This is a genomic window from Natrinema sp. SYSU A 869 (genome assembly GCF_019879105.1).
Lineage (GTDB): Archaea > Halobacteriota > Halobacteria > Halobacteriales > Natrialbaceae > Natrinema.
Genome location: NZ_CP082249.1, coordinates 3,544,465 through 3,571,132, shown reverse-complemented (window position 1 = coordinate 3,571,132; position 26,668 = coordinate 3,544,465). Strand labels below are relative to the sequence as shown.

23 protein-coding genes and 1 pseudogene are annotated in these 26,668 nt (G+C 60.2%); 11 read left to right on the top strand and 13 right to left on the bottom strand.

Annotated features, from left to right (window positions below):
* Positions 1–299: 299 nt before the first annotated feature.
* The 3 genes from K6I40_RS25895 to K6I40_RS25885 all read right to left on the bottom strand — a co-directional run bounded on the left by K6I40_RS25895 (position 300) and on the right by K6I40_RS25885 (position 7,143).
* Complete coding sequence (locus K6I40_RS25895; RefSeq protein ID WP_255681872.1) at positions 300–3,365, bottom strand: hypothetical protein; 3,066 nt, start codon at positions 3,363–3,365, stop codon at positions 300–302.
* A 1,449-nt stretch (positions 3,366–4,814) separates the two neighbouring features.
* Positions 4,815–6,176 carry a hypothetical protein gene (locus K6I40_RS25890; protein WP_222918277.1) on the bottom strand — a complete coding sequence of 454 codons (1,362 nt, stop codon included), beginning with the start codon at positions 6,174–6,176 and terminating at the stop codon, positions 4,815–4,817.
* Between the two features lie 340 nt (positions 6,177–6,516).
* A complete protein-coding gene (locus tag K6I40_RS25885) occupies positions 6,517–7,143 on the bottom strand; it encodes a TetR/AcrR family transcriptional regulator (RefSeq protein ID WP_222918276.1) in 627 nt (208 codons plus the stop codon).
* Positions 7,144–7,413: 270 nt separating this feature from the next.
* On the opposite strand from K6I40_RS25885, the gene K6I40_RS25880 reads away from it, so the two are divergent.
* The 3 genes from K6I40_RS25880 (at position 7,414) to K6I40_RS25870 (ending at position 11,948) form a co-directional block, all read left to right on the top strand.
* Positions 7,414–9,024 carry an NEW3 domain-containing protein gene (locus K6I40_RS25880; protein ID WP_222918275.1) on the top strand — a complete coding sequence of 537 codons (1,611 nt, stop codon included), beginning with the start codon at positions 7,414–7,416 and terminating at the stop codon, positions 9,022–9,024.
* Between the two features lie 3 nt (positions 9,025–9,027).
* Positions 9,028–11,565, top strand: coding sequence for an MMPL family transporter (locus K6I40_RS25875; protein WP_222918274.1), 2,538 nt, complete (start codon positions 9,028–9,030; stop codon positions 11,563–11,565).
* A 131-nt stretch (positions 11,566–11,696) separates the two neighbouring features.
* The gene (locus K6I40_RS25870) at positions 11,697–11,948 is read left to right on the top strand and encodes a hypothetical protein (RefSeq protein WP_222918273.1); all 252 of its coding nucleotides are present in this window, start codon (positions 11,697–11,699) and stop codon (positions 11,946–11,948) included.
* Positions 11,949–11,983: 35 nt separating this feature from the next.
* Here K6I40_RS25870 and K6I40_RS25865 read toward each other — a convergent pair whose 3' ends face one another.
* Positions 11,984–13,207 (bottom strand): RNA-guided endonuclease TnpB family protein, encoded by a 1,224-nt coding sequence (locus K6I40_RS25865; protein ID WP_222918272.1) that lies wholly within the window; start codon positions 13,205–13,207, stop codon positions 11,984–11,986.
* Between the two features lie 139 nt (positions 13,208–13,346).
* Here K6I40_RS25865 and K6I40_RS25860 point away from each other — a divergent pair.
* Positions 13,347–13,628 (top strand): annotated as a pseudogene (locus K6I40_RS25860) (type II toxin-antitoxin system PemK/MazF family toxin); the annotation flags it as partial.
* A gap of 229 nt (positions 13,629–13,857) precedes the next feature.
* Here K6I40_RS25860 and K6I40_RS25855 read toward each other — a convergent pair.
* Positions 13,858–14,280 (bottom strand): VOC family protein, encoded by a 423-nt coding sequence (locus K6I40_RS25855; RefSeq protein ID WP_222918271.1) that lies wholly within the window; start codon positions 14,278–14,280, stop codon positions 13,858–13,860.
* A 322-nt stretch (positions 14,281–14,602) separates the two neighbouring features.
* On the opposite strand from K6I40_RS25855, the gene K6I40_RS25850 reads away from it, so the two are divergent.
* On the top strand, positions 14,603–14,896 hold the full coding sequence (locus tag K6I40_RS25850) for an AbrB/MazE/SpoVT family DNA-binding domain-containing protein (protein ID WP_255681871.1): 294 nt from the start codon (positions 14,603–14,605) through the stop codon (positions 14,894–14,896).
* A complete protein-coding gene (locus K6I40_RS25845; RefSeq protein ID WP_222918270.1) occupies positions 14,844–15,230 on the top strand; it encodes a PIN domain-containing protein in 387 nt (128 codons plus the stop codon). Before K6I40_RS25850 ends, K6I40_RS25845 begins: the two co-directional genes overlap by 53 nt.
* Positions 15,231–15,422: 192 nt before the next feature.
* On the opposite strand, the gene K6I40_RS25840 is transcribed toward K6I40_RS25845, so the two are convergent.
* The 3 genes from K6I40_RS25840 to K6I40_RS25830 all read right to left on the bottom strand — a co-directional run bounded on the left by K6I40_RS25840 (position 15,423) and on the right by K6I40_RS25830 (position 17,340).
* Entirely contained in the window at positions 15,423–15,758 is a 336-nt protein-coding gene (locus K6I40_RS25840; protein WP_222918269.1) for a chorismate mutase, read from the bottom strand.
* Entirely contained in the window at positions 15,755–16,627 is an 873-nt protein-coding gene (locus tag K6I40_RS25835; RefSeq protein ID WP_222918268.1) for a shikimate kinase, read from the bottom strand. The genes K6I40_RS25840 and K6I40_RS25835 overlap by 4 nt, the downstream gene beginning before the upstream one ends.
* Positions 16,628–16,812: 185 nt before the next feature.
* Positions 16,813–17,340: a GNAT family protein gene (locus K6I40_RS25830; protein ID WP_222918267.1), complete on the bottom strand. Its 528-nt coding sequence runs from the start codon at positions 17,338–17,340 to the stop codon at positions 16,813–16,815.
* A gap of 127 nt (positions 17,341–17,467) precedes the next feature.
* Between K6I40_RS25830 and K6I40_RS25825 the strand changes: the two genes are divergently transcribed.
* Positions 17,468–17,899: a DUF5796 family protein gene (locus tag K6I40_RS25825; RefSeq protein WP_222918266.1), complete on the top strand. Its 432-nt coding sequence runs from the start codon at positions 17,468–17,470 to the stop codon at positions 17,897–17,899.
* Positions 17,899–18,144, top strand: coding sequence for a hypothetical protein (locus K6I40_RS25820; RefSeq protein ID WP_222918265.1), 246 nt, complete (start codon positions 17,899–17,901; stop codon positions 18,142–18,144). Before K6I40_RS25825 ends, K6I40_RS25820 begins: the two co-directional genes overlap by 1 nt.
* A gap of 3 nt (positions 18,145–18,147) precedes the next feature.
* On the opposite strand, the gene K6I40_RS28780 is transcribed toward K6I40_RS25820, so the two are convergent.
* Complete coding sequence (locus K6I40_RS28780) at positions 18,148–18,282, bottom strand: hypothetical protein (protein ID WP_255681870.1); 135 nt, start codon at positions 18,280–18,282, stop codon at positions 18,148–18,150.
* An 87-nt stretch (positions 18,283–18,369) separates the two neighbouring features.
* Positions 18,370–19,272, bottom strand: a complete 903-nt coding sequence (locus tag K6I40_RS25815; RefSeq protein ID WP_222918264.1) for a ribonucleotide-diphosphate reductase subunit beta — start codon at positions 19,270–19,272, stop codon at positions 18,370–18,372.
* 86 nt (positions 19,273–19,358) lie between these two features.
* Here K6I40_RS25815 and K6I40_RS25810 point away from each other — a divergent pair, with 86 nt between their 5' ends.
* Positions 19,359–19,997 carry a helix-turn-helix domain-containing protein gene (locus K6I40_RS25810; RefSeq protein WP_222918263.1) on the top strand — a complete coding sequence of 213 codons (639 nt, stop codon included), beginning with the start codon at positions 19,359–19,361 and terminating at the stop codon, positions 19,995–19,997.
* 84 nt (positions 19,998–20,081) lie between these two features.
* Positions 20,082–22,316, top strand: a complete 2,235-nt coding sequence (locus K6I40_RS25805; RefSeq protein WP_222918262.1) for an AAA family ATPase — start codon at positions 20,082–20,084, stop codon at positions 22,314–22,316.
* A gap of 44 nt (positions 22,317–22,360) precedes the next feature.
* On the opposite strand, the gene K6I40_RS25800 is transcribed toward K6I40_RS25805, so the two are convergent.
* The 3 genes from K6I40_RS25800 to K6I40_RS25790 form a co-directional block, all read right to left on the bottom strand.
* On the bottom strand, positions 22,361–23,521 hold the full coding sequence (locus K6I40_RS25800; RefSeq protein WP_222918261.1) for a TrkA C-terminal domain-containing protein: 1,161 nt from the start codon (positions 23,519–23,521) through the stop codon (positions 22,361–22,363).
* On the bottom strand, positions 23,518–24,879 hold the full coding sequence (locus K6I40_RS25795) for a hypothetical protein (protein ID WP_222918260.1): 1,362 nt from the start codon (positions 24,877–24,879) through the stop codon (positions 23,518–23,520). Before K6I40_RS25795 ends, K6I40_RS25800 begins: the two co-directional genes overlap by 4 nt.
* Before the next feature lie 83 nt (positions 24,880–24,962).
* Positions 24,963–25,469: a hypothetical protein gene (locus K6I40_RS25790; RefSeq protein ID WP_222918259.1), complete on the bottom strand. Its 507-nt coding sequence runs from the start codon at positions 25,467–25,469 to the stop codon at positions 24,963–24,965.
* 74 nt (positions 25,470–25,543) lie between these two features.
* Here K6I40_RS25790 and K6I40_RS25785 point away from each other — a divergent pair, with 74 nt between their 5' ends.
* On the top strand, positions 25,544–26,605 hold the full coding sequence (locus K6I40_RS25785; RefSeq protein WP_222918258.1) for a DUF87 domain-containing protein: 1,062 nt from the start codon (positions 25,544–25,546) through the stop codon (positions 26,603–26,605).
* Positions 26,606–26,668: the final 63 nt, after the last annotated feature.

Sequence of the window (26,668 nt, the reverse complement as noted above, 5' to 3'; positions counted from 1 at the left end):
TATTTCTCCCGTAATTTGTTGAAATAATATTCTATTATCGCCGATAGATCAGTCTTGAGGGGTATCTAACATACGTGAACCAACGGGAAACCATGTGTGATGATGAATTCTACTATCCGTAAGTGAAATCGCGGGCTATGCCGCGCCCGTAAACGAGCAGAGATTCGCATTGGCATCCGATCTCGTTGCAATTCTATTAGCTATCACGTGCGTTCAACTAGTAGACGGGTCTAACAACTAATCGGTAGATCCAAAAAAGAACTCGATTAGACGGAAAGGACAGGATGCCCTTTACGCGGTTATGCGAGCGGTTCGTCGGTAAGGTAGGCGCTGACGAGCTCGTTGAAGGTGTAGCTACCCTGGAGATCGTCGTTCAGGTAGTCGGTAACAGCGGTGTTGAGACCCTCTTCGTCGACAACACCGTTGTCGTTGGTGTAGGGGTGATCGTTGCTGCTACCGTTGTCGTTGACCGTCAGCGTGGCAGTCGTTTCAGTGTCGCCAGTCGAGACCGTGAGATCGTACTCGCCGGCCTCGAGGTTAACATTCTCCACGTTGAGGTCCACAGTGGTATTTCCACCAGCTTCGAGCGTCACTTCAGTACTGTCGAGCTCGGTCACACTGCCGTTCTCGTCTTCGACAGTCAGCGTGACGTCTCGGGTGGACTCGATTGCACCGGTGTTCTCGACGTCAACGGTGACCGTCAGATCCTCTCCCTGAGTGATCGTTTGGGAGTCAGGGGTACTGACGCCGAAGAACGCGCCCTGAAGCGGCTGGTCGGGCGACGCACCTTCGACGACGATGTCTTCACCACCAAGGGCGTCCTGAACGGAGTCGCCCTTATTCAGCGTTCGGGTGTTGGACACCTTGTTTTCGTCGGCATCTTGGGCGATAGCCTTGATACCATATCTGTTACCGGTTTCGACGCTCGTGTACACGTACGAGCCCTCAGTACCGGTACTGGAAGACTGGGTCACGTTCTCGTCACCGCGCTCGAGTTGAGCCGGATTATCGACTTCGTCGAGGTCGAATAGGAGCACGACTGCGCCCTTGATGTTGTCGTCGTTCTCGTTGACGACGTCGCCAGTGATCTCGACGGTGTCGAAGACCTCAACCTGTGCCTGGTCACTACGATCGTTGGTGCCTGCCCCCTCGCGGGTTTCGTACACCTGATCGCGGTCGTTCGTAGTGGATGCGGAGATGTTCGCAGTACCAGTCTGGAGTGCGTCAGCCGAGAACGTCGTGTTGGCGTACGCCGTGCCGTTTACGACGTGTTCAACCTCAAGTTCGGTGTCGGCGAGACTACCGAACTCGGGGTCGATCTCGGTCTGGTTGGCGTCCTGGTCGAGCGTCGTGAGGTTGATCTGCTGCCCCTGCACTGCGCTGGAGTCAGCGTCGATCACGTTGCCGTTGTCTTGGTTGCTCGCATTGACGAAGACACCGACTTCGATCTCTTCGCCGGTCTCGATGCGATCTTCCTTGACGAGTTCACCGTCTTCGTTACGGAGCTGGACGTCGAGGTCGTAGTCGAAGTACGTGTCGATTTCGACTTCCTCGACCGTCAGGTCGACTTCCTTCTGCTCCGAGCTTTCATCTGCGTTCTCGTAGACGGAGACGTTGTCGAATCCACGGAAGTTCGCGTATCCGTCTGCGGTGTCAGCTTCTTCGGTGCCGATACCACCAGCGATCACGACGTAGTCGTTGTTCGCCGGCAGGTTGTACAGTTCGAAGTTACCCAGGCTGTTGGTCACGTCGACCGGCACCACGGGGTCCTCCTCGTACTTGGAGTCGATCGCGTCGTAAGTCAGGTCCTCCGTAGCTTCGAAGGTGCTTGCAACGTCATCGCCATCTTCGACGGTCACCGTCTGATCGAAGGCGGTAACGTTGTCGTCAGCTTCGAACTCACCAGAGGTTTCGTTGTATTCCTGAAGCTGGTAGGATTCGTTCTGCAGGAAGCGCAGGGTGAGGTTGTACGAAGTGTCGACTTCGGAGGCGATCTCGAAGGAACTCTCGTTCTCCGTCACTTCGACTCCGTTGTCGGTCGAGACAAGGTAGTTGACGCGAGCGTCTTCCACACTCGTCTCACCGGTTTCATCGCTGACGCTCACGATACGGTACGTGTCGCCTTTTTCGACCGTCAGATTATCAGTCTCGCTGATCGTAGCGGTGTTCGGAGCGAAGTCCGAGGTCTGGACAGCGTAGACCTGCGTGTCAGCGGGTTCGACGTTGCTGTCAGAGTCGTCGACGAGTTCGTCGACTTCACCGGAGATCGTACCGGTACCGTCGACTTCAGGCACGAAGGTGACGGTCAGCTCGTCGGTCGTGCTGGCGTTGCTGTTAGCCGCGAACGTCAGATCGACGACGATGTTCTCAGTGAAGTCGTCGGGGTTGTTAGCGCCGAGGTCGAGCGAGACATCGAAGGCAGTAGTCGCGTTCTCGTTGACGGCTTCGCTGCTACTCGGATTGATGTTCACGTCGCCCGTAGCGACCGTGGTCCCATCGTTCGGGTTATCGACGTTGTCGACGGTAACATCAACCGTATCGTCGGGGAACGGTGCGGATTCACCGAGTGCAGTATTGAATGCCTCGGTGTTATTGGTCTCGACGAAGGCGTTGACGCTGACCGTCTCTTCGAGGTCAGCTTCCTGGGCCCCTATCGACGTCGGTTCGCCGTGCGTGTACGATCCGTCCTCGAGGTCGCCCTCGATGGTCTCGAGTTCACCGTCATCGATGAGGGTCAGACGGTCGGCGTCCACGTTTCGGGTGAGACGGAGGTTCCGGTCGCCCTGCTGTCCGGGGCTGACCGTCACCGAACCGTCGAACGCTTCGAAGCCCTCGGCATCAGCCTCGAAGGTGTAAGTCGTTTCGCCGGAGGTCGCGAGTTCGATGTAGTACTCGCCGCGCTGATCGTTGCTCATGTCCGAGGAGGACGTGAAGCCAGCACTCTCGACGAAGTCGTTGTTCGAAGCGAGCGTATCGAAGTCAGCGAGCTGGACCTCATCAACGATCGTAAGACCGTTGTCGTCAGTCACGTTGATGGTGATGCTCCCATCGTCCTCAATCGGGTTCAGGCTGTCGTCAGCGATGTCACCGTCAATATATGCGGTGTCCTGATCGGATGCCTGATGACTGACGGTGACAGCGTTGCCATCAGCACTCAGCCCCTCGGTGAAGGTAGCATCGTAGACGCCCGTACCAGCGGCCGTAGTGTTGGACAGTGTCTGCGTGGCTTCACCGTTAGCATCCATGGTGATATTCGTCGGGAGGTCAGAGGCAGCTTGGCCGGCAGTCGTTGCCAGCGTATCGGCGCTGACCTCGTCAACCGTGACATTAACACCTTCAATCGGGTCGTCGTTGCTGTCGGTCACCGTAGCGGTGTATTCGACACTGGTTCCGACAGACGTAACGCCGGGATTGGGTTCAACATCGACGTTCGGCTGAGTGGTTGCGAGACCTAGGTTAATGTTGTCGTCAGCCGTGTTACTGGTTTCCGATAGCGTAACAGCGACGTTAGCGCTTTCTGCACTCTCAGGGTTGTCGACACCAACAAGTTGGACTTCGACGGTGTCTCCAGCCTGAAGGGTGGTGTTAGTGACGTTGATGACTGCCTCGTCGCCACTTGTACCCTGGGTGACGCCGTTAACCGTTACTTGGTTACCGTTAACCAGAACAGTTGCGTCATCATTCGCAACGACATTCGCTACGGAGTCAGTCCCAGTAGTCGTGAAGTTTGAATAGTTGGCCGAGATTTCAGTGAGATCCCCATTTCCAACTACACTATCTCCACTTTCGACTGTAACGTTAGCTGTGTGAGTTGCCTGTACGCCTGTGGTGGTGACATTTGCGGTAATGCCATCTCCACTAGTAGTGTCGGATACTGCCGCCGCCCCGCCCGCGAACGCTGCGGACATTGCGACGACAGAGAGTACCATCATCACGGTCAGGACTACTGCGCGTCCCTTCTCGCGATAGGTTGCTGTATTGTCTCTTGTCATGTTTTGTATTATTCGGGTTGCTTCTCCTGCGTGGCCACGCTTGCGTTCCGATCGTGAATCGGGGTAATCGGACATTGGGGCCGGTCCGAGAGACGCCGTCCGATCCTACTTGCTTGCATGACCATGGGTAGGGGTACGGCAGGTAATTCATAGGCATCTCTTATATAGTTTGTTGTACGTCACAAGTGACGAGTATACTGTTCGACATACAAAAAACGGGGTTAGCAACTAATTAATACGCCAGCTATATTGGGCATATAGCGCTTTCAGTGGCTCAAACGACCAATTTGCGTGATATCGGTGGCCGTGAGATATAATATAACTAATCCGGTATAAAAAAGTTGTTTTGGAAGACATTCCACTTGATATAATTTTCGAGCCGTTCGTGGTCAGAAGCACGATCGGCGAAAGAAAGTCCCAATCAATCGTAAGAAGTTCTTACGACAGGAGTTTACTACCCCGTTCGAAGACCACTATTTGAGAATGTAAATTTGAATATATTTACAGGAGTGCAACTGTTCGAGAACACGTTTCGCAGTCCGAAATCATGTCACAGAACCACGAATAGCACGCGGACAAGAGATAGTCACTTGGCCTGCATCAAAAGTCGGATGGTTAGCGGTAGTCACCCTGGTACCCCTACCCACAGGGCGGGAGTCGGTGATTGTGGGTGAGCAGGGCGATACCCCATCCGTCCCCGCCACCGATAGCTATCGATTCTCCCCTTATCAACTTGTCTTATGTCTAATGGAGATAGTAATAGAATACTACTATATTTAATACGAATAATATCTACCGAATTATCGAGAGACAATACTCGAGTTACGACATTGGCTCACCGGAGAGGTAGTAGGAGATAATTTCATTGAGCTGATTCGGAGCAAGCTCGTTGGCTAAGTAATCTGTAACTGCCCCATTGAGTCCACTGTTGTCGACGACACCGTCTTCGGCGGTGTAGTCTCCGTACCAATTATTGAGCGTCACGTTGACGGTAGTCGCAATCGGTTCACCGTCGACCGTAATCACAGTACCAGGTGTCTCATCGGTGACATGGTGTAGTCGCGCTGTTACCCGCTGTGTCTCCTCGAGCGGCGACGCTAACTCGACCGAAAGCCCCTCGACGGCGTCACCGGCTGGGATCACATCGCTGTGACCGACTACATCGCCGGATTCGGTTTCAACGACAACAACGGCGTTAGCGGCATTATAAAACGCCAACCCCACGGTAATGGCGTCGCCGGTCGACTCCTGATCAGCAATGAAGATGTCACCGATGTCGGCCGGAAACACGTCGGCGACCGACGCCGGACACCCCTCCGGAACGATGGCGTACGGATCGTTGCCGTTGCCACCGTCGAAGCAGATATCTCCGCTGTACCGGTTCGCCCACCCGCCGTGGAACTCGTCGTCCCATTCCGTGTCGGTAACGGAGAGCCGACTCGAGTCGTCGTTCGCGCCGACGACGAACGAGTAGTGGCGACCGTCCATCGCAAACTGGCAGTTCGCTACGTTGACCTCCCCGGGGGACCACGCCCAGACGCCGCGGCCGTCGTAGCCGCTCTCGGTGAGTACAGCGGTCGAGTTGGCAATCGTATCGTCGTCGCCGCCGACGCGATACTGGGAGACCCCGCAGTTGGCTGCATAACAGCCGTCAATGTGGATCGATCCCTCGCCACTCGTTGCCGGGGCGGAAGCGTAGATGCCGTTGTTGGGGAACCCTTGGACGTTGACGTTCCTGAACTCGATCGTTCCGGTGTGCTCCGGGCCGACGAAGATGCCGCCGGGGCCGTGTGGTGAGTCGCCGACGTCGTCCGATCCATCGCCGAGATAGACGTTCTCGACGGTGCTCGTCCCGTTGTCGGTATCGGAGAGGCCGAATACGGTCCGTGGCGCTCGCTTTCGCCCTCTGAACCCGACGTTTCGTATCGTCCAATCGGTCGACTCCCTGGCGTCGATCGTACACCCCTCACCGGTCGTGTAATCGATCAGTTTGTTCGCAAACGTTTCGCCATCGTCGATGTCTATCGTCTGGCCGCGGGCCTCGATGACCTCGTACGACTCGGCATCGTCCGCTGCGCTCGCTACCGACATCGAGGAGACGGCCGCCGGAACCGCCAGTCCGGCTAGTTTCAGATACGATCGTCGGTCGAGTCCGCTCGTGGGTCGCGTCCGTTCCGTACTCATCTCTCTCGTGCCGACAGTTCACGGATTACATATAATAGATACTGACAGTCATCACTCCGTGTGAATCAAGTGCTCAATCTCAGCCACAGGGCTGATCCGTTCCGTTTCGACATCGGAGAAGATAGGTACTCTCTGGCGGCGACTGAGTTACTTGCAACGGATGTCTTCCAGGGGCACCTCATTCGTGATGGATGGGGACATGGGATAACGACTGTGCGGGAGCCGTCGCTCGAGAAAGTATCGTCCAAATCGAGTCCTGAAGCCAGACTGACTGCGGAACGCGGTTTGTCGCCACCGACCGGTCAGGTTTATCGAATGCTGACGGATCAGAGCCGACCGCTCACTCGTCAGCAGAATCCGAGTCTGGTCCCGCGTACACGCGCGTTCGAAGATATTCCTGTAATTCGCCGTGGACCGCTGAGAGCCACTCATCGTCATCGGTGCTTGAGCGACGAAGGACCGTCCCGTTGAGGGTCGTCTGTAGGATCTCCGCGACGCGCTCTGGCTCGCACTCGCGGAACGTCCCGCTTTCGATCCCCGCTCGGAGGAGCGCGGCGAGCGACCGTTTGAAGACGCGATCGCTTCGGGTGAAGTGAGCCCGATAGTCCGGATCGTGGACTGCCTGTGCCCGGAGCTCGAGCACCGTCGTCACGAACGCGTGCCACTCGTCGTCGACGTCCGTGGCGAACCACCATTCGAGTATCTCCTCGAGTCGCTCCCGTGGCTCCTCGATCGTTCCCTGTCCGAGCTCGTCCTCGAAGTGCTCGAGCAGAAATTCGAGACAGGCGAGCACCAGCGCGTCCTTGTTCTCGTAGTGGTGATAGACGAGCGACGGACTCTGCTCGAGTTCGTCACCGATCGTTTGCATGGTCAGGTCGGCGTAGCCATGCTCACTGAGACTACGATAGGTTGCCGCCAAGATTTTCTCGCGGGTGTCCGTCGGCTCGTCGAAGATATCACTCGACACAGCGGTTCACCTCGATACCCATCATCGGTACCGACCGGAACAACGCGCCGACGGCCGACGCCGTGAGCGAATCGAACGAGTGCATGCAGCGATACGTCACGCCGTAGTGCCATAATCGGTTTGATTGAACGTTCATTCAAAAGAGTTATACCGACAGCGTTCCGCTCCTTTCCCAATGAGTAACAATCAATTCTACAAACATATCGGCCGAGAGAAACCGGCGATGAGGGCGTCGCCGGTGGCTCTGGAGTCGCAGATGGGGTGGTCCAAATGAGTCGTCGGCGCGTTGCTGTTCTCGCGCTCGCCATTGTGACGGTCGTCAGCGTGCTCGCACCCCTTTCAATCACTGCCACGATGGCACAGCAATCCAGTGGCGAGTTGACTCGCGGCGAACCGAATCTCGAACTCGTCGACTCGAACCCGGAGGTCACGCCGGGCACTGAAACGACTCTCGAGGTCGAGATTAAGAACGACGGCACCCTGCGAACAGGAACGCAGTCCAACCGGGTGCTCACGGCTCGCGGCGTGACTGCCGAACTCGCCGATGCTGATCCCTTCAAGTCGACCGGCGGCGAAGTGGCGGTCGGCCCGATTCAAGACGGGACGATCGCGACGGCTCCGCTCACGATCGACGTTCCTGAAGACGTAGAGCCCGGCACTCACGAGATTCAGGTCGATATCGAATACGCCTACACGAACCGCGTCTCGGACTCCTCCGGGGTCCAGCAGCGACTCACGAAGACCGAAACCCTCGACCTGCGAGTGACGGTCCCCGAGGAACCTCGATTCGACGTGTCGACCGTCGCGACTGACGTCTCCCCCGGTGCGAGCGGTGACGTAACGATGGAGATCGAAAACTCGGGAGGCGAGTCCGCGAACCACACGCGCGTATCCGTCACCGGCTTCGGCGGTGTGACGATCGATGGCGGGACAAGCGAGAACGCGATCGGTGACCTCGCGCCAAACGAGTCGACGACGACGACCGTCGAGGCGTCGATCGCCGAGTCGACCAGCGCGACAGACAAGCCGATCGAGGCGACGTTCACCTACGAGGACGAGTCCGGTATCGACCGGACCAGCGATCCCGTCCGGACGACGCTCTCGCTGGGAGCAGCCCAATCGTTCTCGGTTCGGAACCTCGAGGACTCCCTCTCGGTCGGCTACGAGGGGAACGTGACGGGTGATGTCGTTAACGATGGGCCACGACCCGTCGACGACGCGGTGTTGATCGTCGAACCGATGAGCGACTCGCTGTTCGTCGAAGACACCCGCTACGCGCTTCCCAAGCTGAAGTCCGGCGAGGCTGCAACGTTTGCCTATCCGGTGGAAGTCAGTGGCCAGGCAGACGCGGGTGCCCGACAGCTCCAGTTTACGGTCGAGTACACCGGGAGCGGGGACGCGACCCTGCAGGACGGTCCGATCTCCAAGCGAGTCGTCGTTGACGACCGAACCGATGAGTTCTCGATCAGCGACGATGGCGCGTCGGTTCGACAGGGCGAAACCAGCGACCTCGTTCTCGAGATCACGAACGAGCGTCCGGAGACGGTGACGAATATCGACGCCAGACTCTACACCGAAGGGGCCCTCGATGCGCCCGATGACGAAGCGTTCGTCAAGGAACTCGAGCCCGGAGAGTCGGCCGAAATTCCGTTCGAGATCTCGGCGGCGGCGGACGCGACCGTCGAGACACATCCGGTCGAACTCGATTTCGAGTACGACACCCGGCGAGGAGAGACGGTTCTTTCGGACGTCTATAAGCACCCCATCGAGGTCGAACCTAGCGAAGATGACGGTGGCGGATTCCCGTCACTGATCGTCGGCGTACTCGGCGCACTCGCCGTGAGTGGAATCGGTATCGGCCTCTGGTTGAGACAGGACTGATCGATGTCAGATTCCGATTCGATCCGCGGCCGGACGGACTCGACGGAGAGCGAGCCGACCCTCAAAAGCCGGCTCAATGCGATGATATCCGACCATCCTTGGCGGATCGTTCTCGCGTTCGCTGTGGTCACCGGACTGTTCGTCGGTGGCATCGGCGGTGGTGGCGAACAACAGGCCGGAACCGACCAGTTCACTGATGGTCTGGAAGAACAGGAGGCCCTCGAGGACATGCAGGACGACTTCGAGAACGGGGGCCGCGAGGGCGGCGGATCGACCGCGAATCTGTTCATCAGCGATGATCGAAACACCCTCTCGAAGCCGAGCCTCCTTCGGATGCTCGAGTTCCAAGAGCGTGCCGAAAACGAAGATGGGCTCAGGGTCGCATCGACGACGAGTCCGGCCTCACTCGTCGCCCAACACCTCGATCCGGACGCGGAAACGCCCGAAGAGCAGCGACGCGCCGTTGAGCGGGCCACGCAACGGGAAATAGAGGCGGCGATCACGGATGCTGACGAGACCGCAGGCCTGCCAGTGAGCACGGACTTCACCCGGGAGTCGGCACAGGCAGACGTTGCCCAGGTCGCGGTCACCTACGATACGCCGCCGAACGCTGATACGGACGACACGGCGGAGTTACAGACGGGAACCGCCGAGCTAGCCAATGAAATCGACGGCTACGAGACGGGCGAGAACGTCGAGGTGTTCGGCGATGCGATCATCGAAGAGGAGATGCTACAGTTGCTCGGCGATACCGCGATCGTCGTCTTCCCGGCGGCGCTCGTATTGCTTCTGTTCTTCCTGTTGGTGGCCTATCGCGATCCGCTCGATCTCGGACTCGGATTGCTCGCGCTGCTGATGACGATGATCTGGACCTTCGGCTTCATGGGCTATGCGGGCATCCCGTTCTCGAGTATGATGATAACGGTGTTCCCGCTCCTGATAGCTGTGGGGATCGACTTCGGGATCCACATCATCAACCGGTATCGCGAGGAACGTGCCGAGGGAGCGGCCATCGGCGATGCGATGGGAATCACAACGGGACAGTTGTCGGGTGCGTTCCTGATCGTCACTCTCACTACCGTCATCGGGTTCGCTGCGAACCTGACGAGTTCGCTGTCCCAGCTTCGAGAGTTCGGAATCGTCGCGTCGGTCGGCATCCTGTTTACGTTCCTTATCTTCGGCGTCTTCCTGCCGGCCGGAAAGGTCGGGCTGGATCGACTCCGAGACGGGACCCGATTCCCGGAATTCGGCACGAGCCCGATGGGGAGCGAGGACTCCGTCCTCGGCCGCATCCTTCCAGTGGGGGCGAGGGCCGCACGAATCGCCCCCGCTGTCGTCCTCGTGAGCGCACTCATCTTCGGCGCAGCGGCGGCCGGCTACGGGACAGGCGTCGACACGGAGTTCTCCCAGGAAGCGTTCTTCCCGGACGAGGATCGGCTCGACCAGTACGAGCGACTCCCTGAACCACTCACACCCGGAGGCTACACCTTCATGACCGTCCTCGACTACCTCGAGGAGGACTTCGATCAGGGATTCGTTGGTTCGGTAACCGTCTACGTCGACGATCCGGACGTGAGATCGGACGCCGTCTTCCGCGATATCGATCGCGCGGTCGAGGAGCCGCCCGATGCGTTCAAGGAGACCGATCGCCGCGCGGAAGCGAGCAGCATTGTCAGCGTGATCGAACAGCGCAAGGCGTCCGATCCCGAGTTCGCGGCGACCGTCAAGCGGACCGACTCGAACGGCGACGGTCTTCCGGATCGAGACGTCGACCGCGTCTACGACGAACTGCTCAAGGAAGACGATGCTCGACAGTACGTCACGAGCGACCGGAGTGCGACCCGGATCGTGTATCAGGTGGATGTTGACGCCGACCAGACAGAGGCGACGAACGCCGCCGAGTCCATCGCTAACGAGATGACGATGGACGCGACGGCGACGGGGAGTCTTGTGGTCAATCAGGCCGTCATCGATCGCATCACCGAGTCGGCGATCAGGAGTCTGGTCGTCGCGTTCGTCCTCACTGCGGTCTTCCTGATGCTGTCCTACTGGTGGCTCGAGGGGCGGATGGTCTACGGCGTGATCAACCTCGTTCCGGTCCTTGTCACGGTCGCGATGTTGGCTGGGTCGATGCGACTGTTCGATATCCCGCTGTCGCCGTTCAATGCCCCCATTCTGTCAGTTTCGATCGGACTCGGCGTCGACTACACGGTCCACTTCATGCACCGGTTCGTCGACGAATTCGAGTCGGGGGCCGACGTCCACGACGCGCTTGCGGTCACGGTTCGCGGTACCGGGGGTGCCCTGACTGGCAGTATGCTCACGACCGTCTGCGGGCTCGGCGTGTTATATTTCGCGTTGATCCCCATGATCATGGAGTTCGGACTCCTGCTCGCGCTGGGGGTCTTCTACGCCTACCTCACGTCGATCCTCCTGCTTCCCTCGACGATTGTCGTCTGGGATCGCCTCGAGCGACGATTCGGCCCGCTCGGCGACGTTCAGTGGCGGGAGTCGGCTCGGTCCCTGTCTGGGGAAAGCTAGGCGCTCAAGTCCGGACGACGTATCGATGCTCTTGCTGTTCGGTCTCGTTCAGGTCTGTCAATACGAGCGGTATAGATCGCTGTGGGTAATAGTGGGTAACACTCATTCGACAGTAGGCTTTAGTCGGTAACATGACGAAAGTAGATGCCAAGGACCTACGAACCAATGAGACCGACGACCGAGGTCGAATCTATCTCGGGACGGAGTACGCGAACAAGCGTGTAACCGTCGCCGTCGTCGAGGTGGAATCCGACCATCCCGACGAGGACGAACTAGCCGCCGCGTACCGCGAGGCTTCAGAGAATTCGGAATCGCTGGCGGAAGAATGGGCTGAAGTGTCGGACGAGGCGTGGAGCGGACTAGGTCAACAACCCCGACCTTAAGGGTCGGGGCTTGTCAGTGAACTCTCGCTCTGCCGCTAGACAGCGAAGACGTTGAAATCGCCATTCGCGTTCACGGTTCCTGACTTGAGGGCTAGTTGACTGGTAGCCCGTCCAGAACCAGACTTGAGCCAGTTCTGGACAAGACGCCACGCTACGTTCTGAGCAGCGTTATAATCCGCGTGCAGTTCTTTCCCGCAGTCCAAGCACTCGAACTCGTCACCATCACGGTTGTCCTCGTGTGTGAACCCACACTCGCCGTGACTACATCGCTGAGACGTGTACTGTGGAGCGACGGTTTCGACTTCGATACCGTGTTCCTCGGCCTTGTATTCGACTTGGCGTTGGATTTCTCGGAACGCCCACTGCTGGAATTTCAAGGCGTTCGAGATGCGCGTCCAAATCCACGTCAACCGCTCGAACGCAATGTGCGTACAACCGTTTTCAACGGCTTCTCGAACGATACCGTTCGACACGTCGTGCAAGCGGTGACGACTCCACCCGGAAAACCTGTCACCGATACTTTGAATGGTGAGATGTGCTGAGCGAGTACCCGTCTGTTGGAGGTGTCCACGGCGGCGTTCGTACTCGCCGCGCTTGTGGTTGAGTTCGTCCGCGTTCCCGAGGAACGATCCGGTGCTGGTAACGGCGAGGTAGCCGTCCACGTTGAGGTCTACGCCGAGAACCACTCCGTTCTCAGTCTGTTCATCAGTAGAAACAGGATCAACTATTTTCTCAACAGCAACGTGGAGGTAGTATTCTCCGTCTCGCTCGTGGAGCGTGGCCTCTTTTTTCTCCCACTCGTCCTCGTGCCAGTATTCCTCAAACGGTGTGCCTTTGTCCTCGTGTGGGAGGACGTATTCGGCTTTCACGCGGTCGCCTACCGTGGCGAGTGTCACATGGCCATTATTGTACGTGATGGTGCGTCCATTGTACACGATGACGCTTCCCCGAAATTCGGGTTTGCTCGTGTTCTTGTCGTCATCGAGCAAGTCCTTGCAGTTCGACAGGGCGTTGGCTGCGAGGTTTCTTGCGGATTGAACGAGGCTGGATTGAATGTTGGTTGTCTTGCGGACTTCGGTATATGTGGCTTTGTGGAGTTTGTTCTTGGCTTTGATGAGGTAGTCAGGATTGTCGTTCCATCCGTGGTCTGCGACGTGTTGGGCGGCTTGGCGGAACTCCTTGAATGTCTGGTCAACATCCGAGTGTCGTGACTCGGGGATGTTGAGTTTGACTTGGATGTTCCTAACCACCTCTGCCATACTTCATTAGAAGTGGTAGAACTGTTTAATTATGCTGATTTGGATGGGGGGAGTTGGTCGTGCTGGTAAACGTGGTTTGCTCCCCCAGTGTCGGCTTCCTCCCCGAAGTCAAGCCTCGGGGTATCCGCCTCGACCGCCGATGAAGAAGTCTCGACCCGCGGTGATCGTACAGAACGACATTGGAAACGAGAATTCTAGTACGACCATCGTCGCACCTGCAACAGGAACGTATCGAGGTTTTCCGTTCGAGGTGCTTGTTGAAGCGGCGGAGTCACCCTTCGAGAAGGATTCGTCCATTCGTCTCGACCAGATTCGTGTCGTGTCAATCGAAAAGCGGATTCATTCAGTAATTGGAAGTCTCGGCGCAGAAACGATGGAAGCGGTGGACGAAGCGTTGAAACTGAGTCTCGGACTAGACTGACTCATGTGTTTGTTACACCGGACGCTTCCGGTTCCAACGGCTAATTCAGCGACAAACTAACTGAACAGCAGTTGGAAGATTGTCCGACACTAATTACCCAAGACGGTGTCTATAAACGCTGATTTTGTCTACCGATTCTCTCGCTGCTCAACCTTGTTCAGGTCTCAAACTGACGTTACAGATTTCGTCTACTTTGCCGCTTTCGGAGGAAAAGTCGGCGGAGGGAATATTACTCTTCGATTTCGAACTGCGGATTCCAAACTACTTCCCACAGGTGATCGTCCGGGTCTTGGAAGTGGCCTGAATATCCACCCCATTCGCGGTCACGAGGCGAGTCGGTAATCTTCGCACCGGCTTCTTCCGCCGTCTGCATTACGTCATCGACTTCTTCTTTCGACGCGACGTTGTGGCCGATAGTGAACTTCGCAGGACTCAACGCAGTTTCGTCGACGTTTGCGTCTTCCGCGATTTGATGTTTAGGGTAGAGTGCAAGTTGCAAGCCGTTACTCAGAGAGAAGAAGGCGACTGCTCCACCCTCAAACTCCGTTCCGACGATTCCCTCCGTTGGCCAACCTAAGCCATCACGGTAAAAGGTGAGGGATTTTTCTAAGTCACTGACTCCCAACGTGATGACGGTAATGCGTGGTTCCATGGTTACTGGTCTAGCGTGGCTGAGAACCACCCGCTGACCAGTATCTAGATGGGGTGGTGGTGAAATAGGCTTTCGTGAAGATCGGAGGGCTGTAACGTGGTTCATCGACCGGGAATCACGAAGACAGCTAACGGAAGAGAATCTCAAATCTATGCGGCCCGGATACAGCCTAAAACGCCTGTTTTCGACTACCTATCTCTCGCTGCTCAACCTCATTCAAATAGATGAAAGCCACCATACACACTACTGAACTGTTTTGATGAAAACCATCAACCACTCGATAGTGGTAAGATTCTTTTTCTGTGGTAACATAGTCCCATCCATGTCAGCAGAGACGGACGGGCAGGGACGGCTGTACATCCCAAAAGAGGTGCGCGAGAAGTACGGCCAGAAGTATCACATCGTTATGTACGAGGACAGAATCGAGTTGATTCCGGTCGCGGACGATCCACTTGCAGCTGTCCGCGAGGCGGCAGGCGAACTTCATGATGCATCAGTCGAGGAAATTCGAGAGGACATCGAGGCGGAGGCGAAGACGAGGCTGAGGAAGCCGGCGGCGACAGATGACGGTGTACGTCAAGACGGATTTCCTGCTCGCACTCGCCAAAGACACTGATTGGTTGCAGGGCTCCGCTGAGGACGCCCTCGGCGAGTACGACGTCGAAACGTCACCGTTCTCGTATCTCGAACTCCTCCTCGCCCGAGAACGCTACGAGTTCGACTACGTCCCGCTGGTGGCGAACCTACTCGAACTCGTCCCTGTGCGGAACGAGGAAGAGAAACAGGTAGTTCTGAAAGGTGTCAACTACTACGACGAGGGAATGACGCCGTTCGACGCCTTCCACGCGGCGACTGCGGAAACGCGAGGGATGAACGTACTCTCCTCTGAGAAGGACTACGAAGATATCGAGGTAGAACGAGTCCCACTCGAGCCGACCGACGAGGAATGACTCCGGACGGAGGATATAGTCACAGCTGAACGAAGCGTGGTACTTGTAGTGGTTGTCGTGGCCGCGTGGGCAACAGACTCGCGTCGAATCTTCCGGCTGCTCATCAAGTCTGAAACTTCGTATGGTGGCGTCGAGAATCGACCCTACCTCACTAATACGCAGCTAGAAGCTCTGTAACAGCCGCCCGTATCCCTACCGACTCTCACGCTGCTCTACTTTGTTCAGTTCGATCAGTAGCCGAAAGATCGCCTTGACGAGGTTCGCGTCGACGTCGAACTGTTCGGCGTTGTTGCCCGCTCGCTCCATGACCTGCTGTTCCTGTTTCTCGTCGGTCGTTGGCAGCCCTCGTTCGTCTTTGACTGCCGCGATCGTGTCCGCGACGTAGGTCCGCTGGGCGATCAGTTCGACGAGCTCTTGGTCGATCGTCCGAATCTCCTCGCGCAGTTCGTCGAGGTCCATCTCCTCGGGCGTGCGATTCTCCGCGTCGATTCCGTCGTCCGTCGCTCCGTCAGTTGGCTCTCGAGTCATATCCGTTGTGTCCCGTCCGTTCGCGTTTGCAGTAATCGTGTCGTTCCGTCCCGCTCGTCCCATCGCTCGTTGACTGCCTCGAGCGTGTCCCGTTCCCCGACGGCAACGTAGCTCGGGCCGGTGCCCGAAAGCGAAACGCCGGTGACATCGGGCAAGGCGTCGATCATCGGTCCCGTCGAGAATTCGAGCGCACCACAGAAGGCGAAGCCGTTGACAGTCATGGCCTCGCCGTAGCGGCCGTCAAGCGCGAGTTCCTCGACGAGTCGGGCCATCGGGGCGACGCGCTCGCAGGCCGAAACGTCCGCGTCGGCGCTGTAGGACTGTTCTGGTGGCGTGTAGACTAGCGCGTCCCAGTCGACCTCCTCGCGAGCGAGTAGCGCGTCGGCCGTGTTGTCGGTCACCGTCACGCCGCCGAGCATGCTCGCGCTGGCGTCGTCGAACGCGCCGGTCACCGTCACACCGGCGTCGCGAGCGGCCCGGACGCCGAGCCGGCAGGCCTCGATTCGTTCGACCGCATCGGCGACCTCGAGCGCGTCGAGCGTTGCGAGCACCGTCGCGTTGGCCGCGGCGCTGGAACTCTTCAGCCCAGAGGCCATCGGCACCTCGCTTTCGGTGTGGACTCGAGCACCGACGGTTGATTTGTCCAATCCGGCCCGCTCGGCGTACTCACTGATCGTCATCGTGGCACAGCGTTCGACGAGCGTCGTATCGGCCTCGGGCTGGCCGGCGACCTCACCGACGACGTCGCCGTCCTCGGTGAGCTCGACGGTCGCCGTCGTCTCGAGGTCGATCGCGAACGCCGACCCGGTGCCGGTCGCGAGCGCGTTGAGTACCGTTCCGGCTGCGGGGGCGACAGCACGGCCATCCATACTCGGACACTCTCAGAGGGCGTACTTACGGCTGACGGTCTCGTGGCTACGCGACGACCGGTCGGTAGCGGTCTGCTTTGGTGCCCAACCAGTCGCCAAGTAGAGCACCGACTAGTCCCTACGGCTGACGATCCGTAGAAGTCGGACTACTCGTCTCACATCCGCGACAATCGACTGCAATCCGGCTATTCCGTCCGGTTTCGGAACTCCGACTCGAGCATCCCGTAGAGAACGGCGTTTACGGATCGTCCGTCGACGTAGTAGTGGTCACGGAGCCGTCCCTCCTCGCGAAAGCCGAGTTTCTCGAGGACGCGCATCGAGGCGTCGTTGTCCTCGAAGACGCGGGCGGTGACTTTTCGGAGGTTTCGTTCGTCAAATGCGTGACGGAGACTCAGTCGGGCGGCCTCGGTCGCGTACCCCTGTCCCGTCTCGTCGGTGGCGATCCAGTAGCCGAGTTCCCCGTTGCCATGGACGTCGCTGATCTGAAACAGCCACGTCAGTCCGACCGGTTCGCCGTCTCGACAGGGGAGGAAGTAGACCGTGTCATCGGCTGCGAGGAGGTCCGCGATATCAGACTCCGTTATCGGCGTGTATTTGTTGGTTCCATGACGGACGGTGGGATCGTTCCAGTGTCGGGAGAGAAAGGCGTGGTCGTCCGGTTCGAGCGGACGGAGTGTGAGTCGATCCCCGGAAAGAAACGCTGAGCCCGGCATAGGGAGGTTATCTCCTGCAGTAGGAAAATGTCTTCCGACACCTCTGGATAGAAAATATCAAATCCGGTTCGAGCGGACGACCCATGGAACGCACCGCTTTTCCCCGATCCGATCCAACGAGGGAGTAATGAGTGCACGCAACGACGTCGCCCCGAGCACGATCGGCGTCGATTTCGTCGACGGTGGCGTGGTCGTCGAGTACCACGACGGCCGAGAAGTGTTCTACCACGGCCCACCGGAACCGGTTGATGGGGCCCTGACGACCCCGCCAGGAAAGGAAGTCCACGTCCTCGTCACCGACCCCGATGGCGTCGAGGGCGTCATGACCTACGTCAACGACCGGAACACCCACGATGACATCCTCGAGACGACCGGCGTCGGTCGCGTAATGCTCGACCGAGACGACGAAGCAGAACTGTTCCCGGGCGTCACCGTTGCCACGGAGGCATACTCGATCCGCGTCGAAGCTGATCTCTCGGTCGTCGACGGGCGGGTGTTCGTCTTCGCCGAGGACGAGATGAGCGAACACGCCTACGAACTCGTCGAGAGCGCGGACTAATGCCGCTGCAAAAACCCTGGCGCGACCTCGAGCGGGAGACGGTTGCTGCCGCGCCGGACCGGCCCGGCGTTTACGAACTCGGCGACGGGTCGGGGACGGTGCTGGCGGTCGATCACGGTGTCCTCCGAGACGAACTCAAGAGCGTATTAGCCTACGGTGACGGCGACCGCGTCCGTTGGACGGAGACCCACACGCTCGAGGGGGCGCGCGAACTCGCGGCCGAGCACCGCGACCGACTCGAGTGACCGCTACTGGATGTAGGTCGGATCGGAGCCGTCACACCGCTTTTCGTGCTCCGCTGCGTCGGACTGCTCGTCGAAGAGGAGTCCGCAGGTCTCACACTCATACCAGATGGTGTCGTCGCGTTCTGTCTGGACGACCATGGGAGACGATGGAACGCGAACGACAAAGGCGTTTCTCCGGCCGCCATCGCCGTCCTGAACGGATCGTCGGCGCGGAACGCTTGCGATTCAGGCGTCGAGTTCGGTTAGCTCTTCGACGTCCGGGATTTGCTCGCTCGCGGAAGTGATCTGTTGCATTCGCTGTTCGTGTTTCGTGTACGCGTAGTCGGCCAGATCGGAGGGGCTCGGGCCGGGACCGGCCTCGGAACTGGCCCCCTCGTCGCCGGCCAGGCTCTCCTGGACGAGCGGCACCAGTTCGTCGACCGTCTCGCGGAGGAGGTCCGGGTCGATCTCGCCATCGCTGACGAGTTCCTTGAGTTTCGCCATCCCGAAGCCGACGTGACGGCCCTCGTCGCTGCGAACCAGTTTGAGCCCCTCGACCAGCCCGGGCAGATCGGGTAGGTCGGGTTCGTTCTCTCCGTACGCGAGGGTGAGCCCGTAGTAGCCGGTCTGGGCCAGAATCCCCTCGATCGTCAGGTGATAGTGGCAGTGAGCCTTCGCGCGAGTTTCCGGCGTGTCCTCCTCGAGAAGCCGTGCCATTGCCTGCTCGTTGCGCTCAAACAGTTCGTCATAGGGCTCGCTGAACCACTTCTCGTCGGTCGGAGAGGAGCGTTCCTGTCCGCGTCGCTCCTCTTCAGTGTGGATCACGTCGCGCCAGTAGCGATCGAAGAAGTCGGTGTGTTTCGACTCTTCGTAGAGCTGGGTCGTGATGAACAGCTGGTCCTCGATGTCCTCGAGGACGACTGCCAGCGGCGCGAGATCCTCGGTCACTGACTCTTCGCCCGCGCCGAACAGCGCGAGCGACTGTTTGAGGCCCGTAAAGGCCATATCGGGGAGTTCTGCGACCCCCTCGAGATCCGCCTCGAGGTCTATCTCGTGGGGATCCCAATGTTTCTCGACCGCGTTCCGGTAGTAGTTATGCGATCGAATCGTCGTATCGAGTTGCATCGCAGGGTGATCGTCGGTGGCCATACTCACTCGAATATATGCGCCGTCGTCCGATCAACCTGTATCTCATGCATTAGCGTGTTTAAGTAGCACCAGGATGAAAGAGTCGTATGGGACTCATCGCGGAGTTTCAGCTCAACTCACCGGACTTACCGTTGACGGATGCAGTGATGGCCGTCCCGGACGTCACGCTCTATATCGAGCGAATTCTGGTCGTCGATCCCGATCGGCCGGTCGTTCTCTGCCGGGCCACCGGGGCCGCCGATGGGTTTTCCGAGGCGCTCGCTGACGATCCGACGGTCGAGACGTACACCACGATGGACGATTTGGACGGGGAGGGAGACGCGCTGTATCGCATCAAACTGCGGGATCCACCGCTTCCGATCTACCGAAAGTACGTCGAACTGGGGACCACTCCGTTGGGCGGAATCGTCACCGTCGACGGTTGGTGGGGGCGGGCGCGGTTTCCCGACCGGGAGGCGCTCGCGGAGTATCGCGCGTTTTGTACGGAACGGGGCGCCACGTTCAAACTCGAGCGACTCACGCGGGAGTCGTCGACCGACGATCCGCCGTTCGGACTCACCGACGAACAGTACGAAGCACTGATCGCAGCCCGCGAAGCGGGTTACTTCGCGGTTCCACGGGAAGCCTCGACCGAGGAGATCGGTGACCGGTTGGGCATTTCGGCACCGTCGGCATCCGAGCGGCTGCGACGGGGGATCGATCGGGTACTCGAAAACGCGCTATAATCCGCGAGCGGGCACCCATCATCGACGGTTCCAACTGCCGGTGAGAGGACAATTCTCAAGGCGACTGATCCGAAAGGAATGGGTATGAGTTCGTCGGAATCGGACGGCGTGACGCTGTCGGTCCGCGCTGCGGAGAAAGGAGACGCCGGCCGGGGCGTCGCACGGATTCCCGAACCGACACGGAGACAGCTCGGCATCTTGAGTGGCGACACCGTCGTGATTGAGGGCGACGAGACGACGGTCGCCAAGATGTGGCCCGCCGACCAGTCGGTCCCGGAGAACGCGATTCAGATCGACGGGGACACCCGTGCGAACGCCGGAGTTCACGTCGGCGATACGGTTTCCGTCCGCGCGAAAGACAAATCGACTATCACTGACGCGGACCGAGTCACGCTAATCGCGCCGCCGGCACTGCCCGAACGCCAGCGGCGGGCCGCCGAGAACGAAGCGACGGAGAAGCTCCGCAACCGGCCGGTGCGTGCCGGTGAACAGGTCCGGATTGAAGGCATCGACCAGCAGCCGTTCAGAGTCACCGACACCGATCCCGACGGCGACGTTCGAATTACGGATGCGACGACGATTCGAATCGTCGACGCCGACGTGGGACCGGGCAGCACCGCGAGTGCGAGCAGTTCCGGAGCCGCCGACCGCGGCCGCGGAGCGAACGACTCCACGGGCACACCAGCCACCGCCGGCACTGGTTCCGAGGCCGATATCGACGAACCCAGCCCGAACTCCGGCGTCACCTACGAGGACATCGGCGGGTTAGACGAGGAACTCGAGCTCGTCCGCGAGATGATCGAGCTCCCGCTATCGGAGCCGGAGCTGTTCCGTCGACTCGGCGTCGAACCGCCGTCAGGCGTCCTGCTATACGGTCCGCCGGGGACCGGCAAGACGCTGATCGCCCGTGCAGTGGCCAACGAGGTCGACGCCAACTTCGAGACGATCTCGGGGCCGGAGATCATGTCGAAGTACAAAGGCGAGAGCGAGGAACGACTCCGCGAGGTGTTCGAAACCGCCGAGGCGAACGCGCCAACGATCATCTTCTTCGACGAGATCGACTCTATCGCCGGCACGCGCGACGACGACGGAGACGCTGAAAACCGGATCGTCGGCCAATTACTGACCCTGATGGACGGCCTCGACGCCCGCGGCGAGGTGATCGTTATCGGCGCGACTAACCGCGTCGACACGATCGATCCCGCGCTCCGTCGCGGCGGTCGCTTCGACCGCGAAATCCAGATCGGCGTCCCCGACGAGGAGGGTCGCCGGGAGATCCTCGAGGTCCACACCCGCGGAATGCCACTCGCTGACGACGTAGACGTTGATGCAATCGCGCGACGGACCCACGGCTTCGTCGGAGCGGACCTAGACACCGTCGCGAGCGAGGCCGCGATGGCCGCGATCCGCGACCGGCCGACCGAGACTGACGAGCGACGGGACTGGAACCGTAATCCGACGGTTCGAAAGACCCACTTCGACGCTGCGCTCGCGTCCATCGAGCCGTCCGCGATGCGCGAGTACGTCGCCGAGTCACCGTCCACCGACTTCTCGGACGTCGGCGGCCTCGAGACGGCGAAGCAGACGCTCCGGGAGTCCGTCGAGTGGCCGCTGACCTACGACCGCCTCTTCGAGGAGACCAACACCAATCCGCCCTCCGGCGTCTTGCTGTACGGTCCGCCGGGGACTGGAAAGACGTTGCTCGCCCGCGCGCTGGCGGGCGAAACGGACGTCAACTTCGTCCGCGTCGACGGTCCCGAAATCGTCGATCGATACGTCGGCGAATCAGAGAAGGCGATCCGGGAGGTGTTCGAACGCGCGCGCCAGTCGGCCCCGTCGATCGTCTTCTTCGACGAGATCGATGCCATCGCAGCCGCCCGGGGCGACGGCCACGAGGTCACCGAACGCGTGGTCTCACAACTTCTGACGGAACTCGACGGGATGCGGGAGAACCCGAATCTCGTCGTGCTGGCCGCGACCAACCGCAAGGACCACATCGACCCTGCACTGCTCCGTCCCGGTCGGCTCGATACGCACGTCTTCGTCGGCGAACCCGACAGGGAGGCCCGCGAGAAGATCCTCGCGGTCCACGCCCAAGGGAAACCGCTCGGCGACGACATCGACATCGCCGAACTCGCGGCCGAACTCGAGGGATACACCGGGGCCGATCTCGAGGCGCTGATCCGGAACGCATCGATGCGAGCGATCCGCGAGGTCGCCACTGAGTACGGGCCCGAAACGGCAAACGAAAAAGCGTCCGAGGTTCGCATCGAACGCCATCATCTCGAGGCCGCTCGAGCGGAGACAGACGCGACGTGATGCCCGCTCGATCGCTGTCGATTCGACATGCACCGAGCGGACCGTTACCGCGGTGCCCTCTCCTCGTTCGCCGATAGCGAATCGAGTTCACTGGGCGTCCCTAGAACGGAGAGTCGGTCGCCGGCCCGTAGCGTCTCGTTTCCATCGGGAAACGGGATCACCTCGTCGTCGCGAACCACGACGAGGACGGTTCCGGAGAGCCAATCAACGAACTCGTTGTCGAGAGACCCGTCCTCTCGGACCGTCACGGACCGGACTGTCTCGTCGGCGGCACGGAGTACGGACATGAAGCCATAGCCATCGTCTGGCGGGTCCGACCGCGTCGTCAGTCTGTACGTCGGCTCCGGATCGAACGCGAACTCGTCGACGGTATCGGCACTGACGGTAATCGTCGCGATATTACCCGCCGTGGCCCGGAGCGTCCCGGTCGTGACGAGTCGACTCGAGTCACCGGCGGTCGTCCAGACTTCGATCGGATCCCCGGCGCTGGCGGTCGGCGACGGATCGCCACGGATCGCAACGGCGGCCGTTCCCGACGGAAGCATCGCGCCGATTCCGGCGCGTCGCCGTCCCACCGCGAGACGATCGATCGTCCCGTCACTGTCGATCGCGATGGAAGCGTGGTCGACATCGTAATCCCGCTCGAGGCGGGTCGACAGCCGCGACCGTAGCGCGGAGTCGTTGCGATACTGTGGAACCAACACCGTTCGGCCGGCAAGTTCGCGTTTGACCGACGCGTCGACGGGCGGGTAGCCGTCGATATCGCCGATCTCGTCGGGCAACTCGATCGGCGTTGGTTGTCGTGCCGATCGGACGAGCGATGCGACGTCGCCAGTAGCCGCCACGCGATCGATATCGAAGACGTCGTGGGCAAACTGATCGCCGATCCGGCGTCCGCCCTCGGCCGCGACCGCACTGACGGCGATCGCACCGAGGAAGTACGCGGCGGTCGCGTGATGAACGAGCGGCACATCGCCGATACTCGTTGCGTGCTCGAGACCGACCAGATTCAACCAGCCCGCGACAACGGCGATCCCAGCGAATATGCCGACCCCGACTGGGGATCCTCGAGTGCTATATCCTCGGTAGCCGAACGCGATGCCCGTTGCGACGACGCCGGCGAGCACCGCGAATCCGAGGCTATTGATCAGCGCCGTTTCGGTCCATTCGGTCACGATCGACTGCAAAACGATGGGTCCAGTCACGACTCACCCTCCAGTTCTGGCGTCGCGGTCGCACCCGGTCTTGTCTCGCAATCGTCGTCGAGATGTCGTTTCACTGCGGCACGCGGACCAACGACGAACACCTCGTCGCCGGCTTCGAGCGTTTTCTCGCCCGGATCGATGGTCCATTGATCGCGTTCGGCTGCCGTCTTCATGCGCATCGCGGCTGTCCCATCGACGCCGGTATCGCTGCGACGAGTCGCCGCGAGCGCGCGGAGATCGCTCGCTTCGTCGGTCGACTCAGGGATCATCCCGATCTCGCCGACCCTCGCGTGACGAACCGAGTAGTCGGCTTGCTCGAGTCTGGAAAGCGCCTCGCGATCGGCGTCTGGCGTGCTGGCGGGAACGATGATACGACACCGATCGGCAGTCAGTAACGCGCCGGCGCGACCGGCGGGCACGGCGACAGTGACCCGGGCATTACCACCGTCCGCCTCGGGGTCCGGTCGCTGGAGTACGATCGGCGATCCGACCCCCGTCCGACCGCCAGTCTCGGCCGGCTGCCCGGTATCGGTCTCGGAACGGCAACCGTGTTCGGTTGCCAGGTCAGATCCAGTTCGGCTGTTCGTGCTCCCCGAGTCGTTTCGACCGATGCTCAGAATCGTGCCCTGTACTGCCTCATTGCAGGCGTGAACCTCAATTTCGTCACCTGGTGCCACTCCCGTTGGCAAGAGGGCGGCAACCGAGACGGCGCGCCAGCCGTCCGGAACCGCCGTCGAGTTGCCGCCGGACGACGGCGCGGCGGCGATCGTCGCCCGGCCGCGCCGATCAATCGATACCGAGACTGCAGCCAGATCGTACTCGGTCCGGAGCCGAGCCGCGAGCCGAGTCTCGAGCGCCACGAGCGGAAGGTCTGCGGGGAGTTGCCACGAATCTACCTCGAGAACTTCCCGAAGATCGGGCGAGGGTGACGGATAGCCGTCGATGTCGCGAATTCGGCCCGTTACGTGGATCGTTACCTGTCCCATCGCGTCGACCGAGTCGATGGCGTCGCCGGAGAGTGCACACTTTCGCACGACCGGCCGTGTGGCCCCAAGTGGGAGCTCCGATGCGACGCGTTTGCCCTGACTGGTCGCATACAGCGCCAGGAGAACGACCACGACCGATCCGATCGCGAGGCGCGGTGCCTGCATTCGAAGAGACCCGAGATCGAGCATCCCCACAGCGGCAGCGTTGAGAGCGGCAAGCGGGAGCGCGGCCGCGATACTCGCTGACCGCGGGAGCGTCGAGCCGCGGTAGTCTCCTACGGCACCGAGGAGACCGACCGCGACCGCAGGTCCGATTCCGAGTACCAGCCCGAACGCGATGCCGATGATGAGTTCAGTCGTCGTTTCTAGCATAGCTGTTCGAGACGCGTGTGCGATGGCGATCCTGTGCAGTGTGACCGAGCGTATTCGTATCGGACAGGGATGAACTCACCATCTCAGCGGGAGACGACCCGAATGCTCGGGTTCGGTTGTTCGTCGATGTAGTTGCTGTCCGAGGGCGGAATCACTTCGAGTTGGATCGCACCCATATCCTGATCCGCTCGAAGGCTCTGATCGCCGTCGAACTCCAGCTCGGCGTGGTGGTCGTCGTCGGTCGATTTGTCGAGTACACCGTCAAGTTGGGCGGAATCGGCGGTCGCGACGATCGTCGCGCCTGTAACGTTGTTCCCGTTTTCGTCCATCGCATAGACGTCGACCGTCGCATCGTTGTTATCCGAATCGATCACCTGATCATCGTCAGCGATTTTCACGGTCACCTCCGTATCGCCGACAGCCCCGATCCCACCGAGCATGTTCAGCATGATCGCGAGCGCCGCGACACCGACGACCAGTGCGATCACCAATCGAATCGGCAACCCCTCGATCGCACGGTCGTCCCGAGCGAACGACCGCGAACGGTACGTCTCGTCGGTCGAATCCGAATCGGCCCGTTTCGAAGCCATGCCCCGCTTGGCCGCGGCTTCCGCCTTAAACGTTGGATCGAGGGTTCAAATACGAACGCGCGGGAATTCTGCTCGTGAGTTTTGTACTCGGTCGCGACGCCGCTCTCGAGGACGGGCCGGTCGGTTCGCTCGGCTCCTATCGTGCACTCGACGGCAGCGACGGCGCGGCGTTGCACCTTGATCTGGACAATCCACATGCACTGTTGATCGTCGGCAAGCGCGGCTACGGGAAGTCCTATACGATGGGCGTCGTCGCGGAAGGACTCGCGCGTGCACGCGGCGTCGCACCCGTCATCGTCGACCCGATGGGCGTGTTCGACACGCTCGCAGCGACGGTCGACGGCGACGCGGTGCCTGTACGCGTGATCGACGACCCGACCGTTACCCCCGCGTCGCTCGATCCCAGATCGTGGTGTGCGCTCCTCGGCCTGTCGCCGGAAAGCGGCGCTGGCGGACTGATCTGGCAGGCCGCACAGGCGGAATCGACGATCGACGGAATGCGAACCCACATCGAGTCGGCCGAGGCTTCGAGCGTCGCCGCGCGCGCCGCCGGCAACCATCTCCGCCTCGCGGATTCGTGGGACATCTTCGATGCCGACGGACTCAGGGCTACCGACCTCGCGGGCACCGATGTGACGGTCGTCGACGTCTCTGGGCTCGCGGACGCCCCGATGAACGCCGTCTGTCGCGCGATCGCGGAAGGGCTCTACCGGGCACGGATTCGCCGCTCGATCGACCGGTTACCCTGGCTCCTGCTCGACGAGGCCCACACGTTCTTCGAGGGCGTCGCCGAACCCGCCCTCGAGACGATTCTCACGCGCGGCCGTGCGCCCGGCGTCAGTCTGGTCGCCGCGACACAGCGTCCCAGTGCCATCCCCGAAACCGGGATCTCCCAGTCGGACATCCTCGTTTCGCATCGACTGACTTCCCGGGACGATCTGACGGCGCTCGAGGCCGCCCAGCCGACTTACATGAGCGGCTCACTGTCCGACGCGGAACGGTTGCCGGACGCACCCGGCGAAGTCGTCGTGATCGACGATGCGACCGAGACGGTCCACGCCGCACGGATTCGATCCCGTGATACACCACACGGGGGCGATAGCCCGAACGCGAGCGACAGCGGGAGAACGGAGTGACCTCTCTCAGACTGCGGGAAGAAATCAGGTAGCAATTCATACCGAGACGGTCACTCGAGAGTT

Excerpts from the sequence above, each read along its gene's own strand:
- K6I40_RS25890 (WP_222918277.1), bottom strand. The coding sequence starts at position 6,176 with ATGAGTACGGAACGGACGCGACCCACGAGCGGACTCGACCGACGATCG.
- K6I40_RS25880 (WP_222918275.1), top strand. The coding sequence starts at position 7,414 with ATGAGTCGTCGGCGCGTTGCTGTTCTCGCGCTCGCCATTGTGACGGTC.
- K6I40_RS25875 (WP_222918274.1), top strand. The coding sequence starts at position 9,028 with ATGTCAGATTCCGATTCGATCCGCGGCCGGACGGACTCGACGGAGAGC.
- K6I40_RS25870 (WP_222918273.1), top strand. The coding sequence starts at position 11,697 with ATGACGAAAGTAGATGCCAAGGACCTACGAACCAATGAGACCGACGAC.
- K6I40_RS25865 (WP_222918272.1), bottom strand. The coding sequence starts at position 13,207 with ATGGCAGAGGTGGTTAGGAACATCCAAGTCAAACTCAACATCCCCGAG.
- K6I40_RS25855 (WP_222918271.1), bottom strand. The coding sequence starts at position 14,280 with ATGGAACCACGCATTACCGTCATCACGTTGGGAGTCAGTGACTTAGAA.
- K6I40_RS25850 (WP_255681871.1), top strand. The coding sequence starts at position 14,603 with ATGTCAGCAGAGACGGACGGGCAGGGACGGCTGTACATCCCAAAAGAG.
- K6I40_RS25845 (WP_222918270.1), top strand. The coding sequence starts at position 14,844 with ATGACGGTGTACGTCAAGACGGATTTCCTGCTCGCACTCGCCAAAGAC.
- K6I40_RS25840 (WP_222918269.1), bottom strand. The coding sequence starts at position 15,758 with ATGACTCGAGAGCCAACTGACGGAGCGACGGACGACGGAATCGACGCG.
- K6I40_RS25835 (WP_222918268.1), bottom strand. The coding sequence starts at position 16,627 with ATGGATGGCCGTGCTGTCGCCCCCGCAGCCGGAACGGTACTCAACGCG.
- K6I40_RS25830 (WP_222918267.1), bottom strand. The coding sequence starts at position 17,340 with ATGCCGGGCTCAGCGTTTCTTTCCGGGGATCGACTCACACTCCGTCCG.
- K6I40_RS25825 (WP_222918266.1), top strand. The coding sequence starts at position 17,468 with ATGAGTGCACGCAACGACGTCGCCCCGAGCACGATCGGCGTCGATTTC.
- K6I40_RS25820 (WP_222918265.1), top strand. The coding sequence starts at position 17,899 with ATGCCGCTGCAAAAACCCTGGCGCGACCTCGAGCGGGAGACGGTTGCT.
- K6I40_RS28780 (WP_255681870.1), bottom strand. The coding sequence starts at position 18,282 with ATGGTCGTCCAGACAGAACGCGACGACACCATCTGGTATGAGTGTGAG.
- K6I40_RS25815 (WP_222918264.1), bottom strand. The coding sequence starts at position 19,272 with ATGGCCACCGACGATCACCCTGCGATGCAACTCGATACGACGATTCGA.
- K6I40_RS25810 (WP_222918263.1), top strand. The coding sequence starts at position 19,359 with ATGGGACTCATCGCGGAGTTTCAGCTCAACTCACCGGACTTACCGTTG.
- K6I40_RS25805 (WP_222918262.1), top strand. The coding sequence starts at position 20,082 with ATGAGTTCGTCGGAATCGGACGGCGTGACGCTGTCGGTCCGCGCTGCG.
- K6I40_RS25795 (WP_222918260.1), bottom strand. The coding sequence starts at position 24,879 with ATGCTAGAAACGACGACTGAACTCATCATCGGCATCGCGTTCGGGCTG.
- K6I40_RS25790 (WP_222918259.1), bottom strand. The coding sequence starts at position 25,469 with ATGGCTTCGAAACGGGCCGATTCGGATTCGACCGACGAGACGTACCGT.